General features: G+C 70.5%; 3 protein-coding genes. 2 read left to right on the top strand and 1 reads right to left on the bottom strand.

Annotated elements, in window-relative coordinates:
- Nucleotides 1-180: 180 nt before the first annotated feature.
- The gene (polA, locus tag AOK08_RS37630; protein WP_055534475.1) at nt 181-2,907 is read right to left on the bottom strand and encodes a DNA polymerase I; all 2,727 of its coding nucleotides are present in this window, start codon (nt 2,905-2,907) and stop codon (nt 181-183) included.
- Between the two features lie 187 nt (nt 2,908-3,094).
- Between polA and AOK08_RS37625 the strand changes: the two genes are divergently transcribed.
- Nucleotides 3,095-5,374, top strand: coding sequence for an FdhF/YdeP family oxidoreductase (locus tag AOK08_RS37625; RefSeq protein ID WP_055534474.1), 2,280 nt, complete (start codon nt 3,095-3,097; stop codon nt 5,372-5,374).
- Nucleotides 5,375-5,444: 70 nt separating this feature from the next.
- A complete protein-coding gene (locus AOK08_RS37620; RefSeq protein ID WP_055534473.1) occupies nt 5,445-5,909 on the top strand; it encodes a PaaI family thioesterase in 465 nt (154 codons plus the stop codon).
- Nucleotides 5,910-5,934: the final 25 nt, after the last annotated feature.

The raw sequence follows: 5,934 nt of genomic DNA, 5'->3' as shown, positions 1-5,934 counted from the left end.
TCCGAAGCCCGCCCGACCAGGAAACCAGCGGGCCCGCGCCCCGAAGGGGCACGGAAGACTGCGCGACCGGCCCGCCGGAACGAGACACGGGAACCGCACAGCCGACCCCACCGGACCCGGCGGGCGAACCGCCCGGGCAGACCGAACCGCCGCCCAGGACCGCGCGCCCAGTGGGCCCCGTCAGTGCGCCGCCGACTCCCAGTCGAGCCCCGAGCCCACCGACACGTCCAGCGGCACCCTGAGGGTCACCGCGCCCGCCATCTCCCGGCGGACCAGTTCCTCCGTGGCCTCGCGCTCGCCCGGGGCGATCTCCAGGACGACTTCGTCGTGGACCTGGAGCAGCATGCGGGACTTGAGCTTCGTCTCCTCCAGCGCCCGGCCCACGTTCAGCATGGCGATCTTGACGATGTCCGCCGCCGTGCCCTGGATCGGGGCGTTCAGCGCCATGCGCTCGGCCATCTCGCGGCGCTGGCGGTTGTCGCTGTTCAGGTCGGGGAGGTAGCGGCGGCGGCCGAAGAGGGTCTCGGTGTAGCCGGTGGCCCGCGCCTCGTCGACGGCCCGGCGCAGATAGTCACGTACACCGCCGAAGCGTTCGAAGTACGTGTCCATCAGACCGCGCGCTTCACCCGCGTCGATGTTCAACTGCCCGGACAGGCCGAACGCCGACAGGCCGTACGCCAGGCCGTACGACATCGCCTTGATCTTGCGGCGCATCTCCGCGTCCACCGCGGCGCGTTCGACCGCGAAGACCTGGGAGGCGACGGTGGTGTGCAGGTCCTCACCGGAGGTGAACGCCTCCATCAGGCCCTCGTCCTCCGAGAGATGGGCCATCACCCGCAGTTCGATCTGGCTGTAGTCCGCCGTCATCAGCGACTCGAAGCCCTCGCCGACCACGAAGCCGCGGCGGATGGCCCGGCCCTCGTCCGTACGGACCGGGATGTTCTGGAGGTTGGGATCCGTGGAGGACAGCCGGCCGGTGGCCGCCACCGTCTGGTTGAACGTCGTGTGGATACGGCCGTCCGCCGCGATCGTCTTGATCAGGCCCTCGACCGTCACACGCAGCTTCGCCTGCTCGCGGTGGCGGAGCATGACGACCGGCAGTTCGTTGTCCGTCTGGGTCGCCAGCCAGGCCAGGGCGTCCGCGTCCGTCGTGTAGCCCGTCTTGGTCTTCTTCGTCTTCGGCAGGCCCAGCTCCCCGAAGAGGACCTCCTGGAGCTGCTTGGGCGAGCCGAGGTTGAACTCGTGACCGGCCGCCGCGTGCGCCTCCTTCACCGCCTGCTGCACCGCGCCCGCGAACATCTGCTCCATGGCCTCCAGGTGGGCCCGGTCCGCCGCGATGCCGTGCCGCTCCATGCGGGCCAGCAGCGCAGACGTCGGCAGCTCCATGTCGCGCAGCAGATCCGCCGCGCCGACTTCCTCGAGGCGCCCGCCGAACGCCTCGCCCAGGTCGACGATCGTACGGGCCTGCGCCATCAGGGAGTCGGCCTCCGCGCCCTCGTCCGTGCCGAAGGCGAGCTGGCCGTCGGCCGTCGCGGCGGGCGCCAGTTCACGGCCGAGGTACTCCAGGGACAGCGCGTCCAGGTCGAAGGAACGCCGGCCCGGCTTGACCAGGTACGCGGCGAGGGCGGTGTCCATGCCCACCCCGGCCACCGTCCAGCCGTGCTCCGCGAAGACCCGCATCGCGCCCTTGGCACTGTGGAACACCTTGGGCCGGTCCGCGTCGGACAGCCAGGCCGCGAACGCGTTCTCGTCGGCCTCGTCCAGCCCGGCCGGGTCGAACCAGGCCGCCGCTCCCCCGGCCGCCGCGAGCGCGACCTCGGCGACCGAGCCGCTGCCCAGCGCCCAGGTGTCGACCGTCGCGACACCGAGGACCTGCGTGCCGTGCTCGGCGAGCCAGGGGGCCAGCTCGCCCGCGCCCAGCACCGTCCCGTCCACCTCGACACCGGCATCGGCCACCGGGCCGGCGTCCGCCTCCTCGGCACCCGGATCGACGGCCAGCAGCCGCTCGCGCAGCGAGGGGTTGCGGATCTCCAGGGTGTCGAGGACCAGCGCCACCGCCGTACGGTCGTAGGCGGCCCGCGTCAGGTCCGTCACCGACCTCGGGAGTTCGACGTCCCGGACCATCTCCGTGAGCCGACGGTTGAGCTTGACGGCCTCCAGGTGGTCGCGCAGGTTCTGCCCGGCCTTGCCCTTGACCTCGTCGACCCGCTCGACCAGGTCCGCGAACGACCCGAACTGGTTGATCCACTTCGCCGCCGTCTTCTCACCGACCCCCGGAATACCGGGCAGGTTGTCGGACGGGTCGCCGCGCAGCGCCGCGAAGTCCGGATACTGGGCCGGCGTCAACCCGTACTTCTCGAAGACCTTCTCCGGAGTGAACCGGGTCAGTTCGGAGACGCCCTTCGTCGGATACAGCACCGTCGTGTTCTCGGTGACCAGCTGGAAGGAGTCCCGGTCGCCGGTGACGATCAGCACCTCGAAGCCCTCGGCCTCGGCCTGTGTGGCCAGCGTGGCGATCACGTCGTCGGCCTCGAAGCCGTCGACCGCGAACCGCTCCGCGCGCATCGCGTCGAGCAGCTCGCCGATCAGTTCGACCTGCCCCTTGAACTCGTCCGGCGTCTTCGACCGGTTCGCCTTGTACTCCGTGAACTCCTCGGAGCGCCAGGTCTTGCGGGACACGTCGAACGCCACCGCGAAGTGCGTGGGCGCCTCGTCGCGCAGCGTGTTGGCGAGCATCGACGCGAAGCCGTAGATCGCGTTCGTCGGCTGTCCCGTCGCGGTCGTGAAATTCTCCGCGGGCAGCGCGAAGAACGCGCGGTACGCCAGCGAATGCCCGTCCATGAGCATCAGCCGGGGGCGGCCCGTGCCGGAGGTCTTCTCGGTCTTCTTCGATGCTGTCTCTGCCACGACCCCGATCCTGCCACGTGCCACTGACAACGCGGGACGCCCGAGCCGACGCCCGAGCCGTCCGGAACCTGTCGACGACGCTGTCACCGCCCCGTGCGAGGATCGATCAGGTGGCACACACGGATGGATGATGTGTACACCCACCACGGGCAAGCGGACAGACACGTGCCAGCGAAGGGGCTCAGCCATGGCCAGCAAGCCGCCGAAGAGTGATCCGGTCCAGGACGCGCCGCAGGTAGCCGACCCGAAACACGCCGCGGCCGGCCTGCCCGCCATCGGCCACACCCTGCGCATCGCCCAGCAGCAGATGGGCGTGAAGCGCACCGCCCTCACCCTCCTGCGCGTCAACCAGAAGAACGGCTTCGACTGCCCCGGCTGCGCCTGGCCCGAGCCAGAGCACCGGCACGCCGCCGAGTTCTGCGAGAACGGCGCGAAGGCCGTCGCCGAGGAAGCCACCCTGCGCCGCGTCACCCCGGAGTTCTTCGCCGCCCACACCGTGACCGACCTGGCCGGCCGCAGCGGCTACTGGCTGGGCCAGCAGGGCCGCCTCACCCACCCCATGTACCTGCCCGAGGGCGCCGACCGCTACGAACCGGTCTCCTGGGACCGCGCCTTCGACATCGTCGCGGAGGAGATCAAGGCCCTCGGCTCACCCGACGAGGCCCTCTTCTACACCTCGGGCCGCACCAGCAACGAGGCCGCCTTCCTGTACCAGCTCTTCGCCCGCGAACTGGGCACGAACAACCTCCCCGACTGCTCCAACATGTGCCACGAGTCGTCGGGATCGGCGCTCTCCGAGACCATCGGCATCGGCAAGGGCAGCGTCCTCCTGGAGGACCTCTACAAGGCCGATCTGATCATCGTCGCCGGCCAGAACCCCGGCACCAACCACCCCCGGATGCTGTCCGCCCTGGAGAAGGCGAAGGCGAACGGCGCGCGGATCATCAGCGTCAACCCGCTGCCCGAGGCGGGCCTCGAACGCTTCAAGAACCCGCAGACCCCCCAGGGCATGATCAAGGGCGCGGCCCTCACCGACCTGTTCCTGCAGATCCGCATCGGCGGCGACCAGGCCCTCTTCCGCCTCCTCAACAAGCTGATCCTGGACACTCAGGGCGCGCTCGACGAGGCCTTCATCGCCGAACACACCCACGGCTTCGAGGAGTTCGCCGAGGCCGCCCGCGCCGCCGACTGGGACGAGACCCTCACCGCGACGGGCCTCACGCGCGCGGAGATCGAAGAAGCCCTCGGCATGGTCCTGGCCTCCGAACGCACCATCGTGTGCTGGGCGATGGGCCTGACCCAGCACAAGCACTCCGTGCCCACCATCCGCGAAGTGGTCAACCTCCTTCTCCTGCGCGGCAACATCGGCCGCCCGGGCGCCGGTGTGTGCCCGGTGCGCGGCCACTCGAACGTGCAGGGCGACCGCACGATGGGCATCTTCGAACGCCCCGCCCCCGCCTTCCTGGACGCCCTGGAGAAGGAGTTCGGCTTCGCCCCGCCCCGCGAACACGGCTACGACGTCGTACGGGCCATCGAGGCACTGCGCGACGGCGAGGCGAAGGTCTTCTTCGCCATGGGCGGCAACTTCGTCTCCGCCTCCCCCGACACGGAGGTCACCGAGGCCGCCATGCGGCGCGCCGCCCTCACCGTGCACGTGTCGACGAAGCTGAACCGCTCGCACGTCGTCACGGGCGCGCGTGCCCTCATCCTGCCGACGCTCGGCCGTACCGAACGCGACGTCCAGGGCAGCGGCGAGCAGTTCGTGACGGTCGAGGACTCCATGGGCATGGTGCACGCCTCCCGGGGCCGTCTGGACCCGGCGAGCGCACAGCTCCTGTCCGAGCCGGCCATCGTCTGCCGGCTGGCCCGGCGCGTCCTGGGCGAGGACTCCCGTACCCCCTGGGAGGAGTTCGAGAAGGACTACGCCACGGTCCGCGACCGCATCGCGCGCGTGATCCCGGGCTTCGAGGACTTCAACACGCGTGTCGCCGACCCGGCGGGCTTCACCCTGCCGCACGCCCCGCGCGACGAACGCCGCTTCCCGACTGCCACCGGCAAGGCCAACTTCACGGCGGCGCCCGTGGAGTTCCCGAAGCTGCCCGAAGGCCGCCTGCTGTTGCAGACGCTGCGCTCGCACGACCAGTACAACACCACGATCTACGGCCTGGACGACCGCTACCGGGGCATCAAGAACGGCCGCCGGGTCGTCCTGGTCAACTCCGAGGACGCGCGGGCCCTCGGGGTGACCGACGGGTCGTACGTCGACCTCGTGGGCGAGTGGAAGGACGGCGTCGAGCGGCGGGCGCCCGGGTTCCGGGTCGTGTTCTACCCGACGGCGCGGGGGTGCGCGGCGGCCTACTACCCGGAGACCAACGTCCTGGTCCCGCTGGACGCCACGGCGGACACCAGCAACACCCCGGCCAGCAAATCCGTAGTGGTGCGTCTGGAACAATCTGCCACCGACTGAGCGTTTGCTCAGTGGATGGACGCAGTCGTGCGTACGCCGCACCGACCACGACGAAACGGAGCCGGGCCCCATGGGTGAGCAGCAGCATGTGAAGTTCCCGCAGGAAGTCATCGACGAGTACACGGCGCTGGGCATCGACGTGGTCGCCATGTTCTCCGCGGGCCACCTGGGCAACCGGATGGGCGTGCAGATCGCCGAGGCGTCGGCCGACCGTGTCGTCGGCACCATGCCCGTCGAGGGCAACACACAGCCGTACGGGCTGCTGCACGGAGGCGCGTCCGCGGTGCTGGCCGAGACGCTCGGCTCGGTCGGGGCCATGCTGCACGGGGGCAGCTCGAAGATCGCCGTCGGCGTGGACCTGAACTGCACCCACCACCGCGGGGCCCGCTCCGGCCTGGTCACCGGCGTGGCCACTCCGGTGCACAGGGGGCGGTCGACGGCGACGTACGAGATCGTGATCACCGACGAGGCAGGCAAGCGCGTGTGCACGGCGCGACTGACCTGCCTGCTGCGCGACGCCCCCACGGCCGGCTGAGCGGACCCCCACCCCCACACCGTTC

The organism is Streptomyces graminilatus (assembly GCF_001418565.1).
GTDB lineage: Bacteria > Actinomycetota > Actinomycetes > Streptomycetales > Streptomycetaceae > Streptomyces > Streptomyces graminilatus.
Note: the sequence above shows the minus strand (reverse complement) of the source record. Positions and strands in the feature narration are given on the sequence as shown.

Coding starts and splice junctions, on each gene's coding strand:
- AOK08_RS37625 (WP_055534474.1), top strand. CDS start 3,095: ATGGCCAGCAAGCCGCCGAAGAGTGATCCGGTCCAGGACGCGCCGCAG.
- AOK08_RS37620 (WP_055534473.1), top strand. CDS start 5,445: ATGGGTGAGCAGCAGCATGTGAAGTTCCCGCAGGAAGTCATCGACGAG.